Annotated in this window: 1 protein-coding gene; it reads right to left on the bottom strand. The window is 44.5% G+C overall.

Features of this window, described 5'->3' with window-relative positions:
* The coding region (locus J1785_RS00190; RefSeq protein ID WP_217218512.1) for a transposase at positions 1 to 418 on the bottom strand (418 nt) is incomplete at both ends.

Genomic DNA, 418 nt, shown 5'->3' with positions numbered 1-418 from the left:
CGGCACCTAAATCCTGAGCGGCTTTAATATCACTCCGGCTGTAATAGCCTTTATCAGCCAGAACGGTAATATCCACTTTGCCAACAGCATCTTGCGCTAATTTTGTCACAGCAGTTAACTGCCCACGGTCTGGTGTATTCGTCACTTCATGAGCAACAATCAGGTGATTTTTGGCATCAACGGCAGTCTGCACGTTATAGCTAACCTGACGGTTAACATTGTTTATTTTCATCAACCGGGAATCAGGATCTGTCAGCGACAATTGTTTATCAGGATGCTGTTCCACGGCCAGCTGCATTTGCTTTAACTCTTCTAAACGTTGTTGCAACCATGCCAGTTTCGTCGCTGTTAAATCTGTGATTATTTCAGGCTCAGCAGTCTTGTCAGCTTCATCGAGTTTATTCAGGTACAGAGCTAT

The organism is Rahnella perminowiae (genome assembly GCF_019049755.1).
Classification (GTDB): Bacteria; Pseudomonadota; Gammaproteobacteria; order Enterobacterales; family Enterobacteriaceae; genus Rahnella; species Rahnella perminowiae.
Note: the sequence above shows the minus strand (reverse complement) of the source record. Positions and strands in the feature narration are given on the sequence as shown.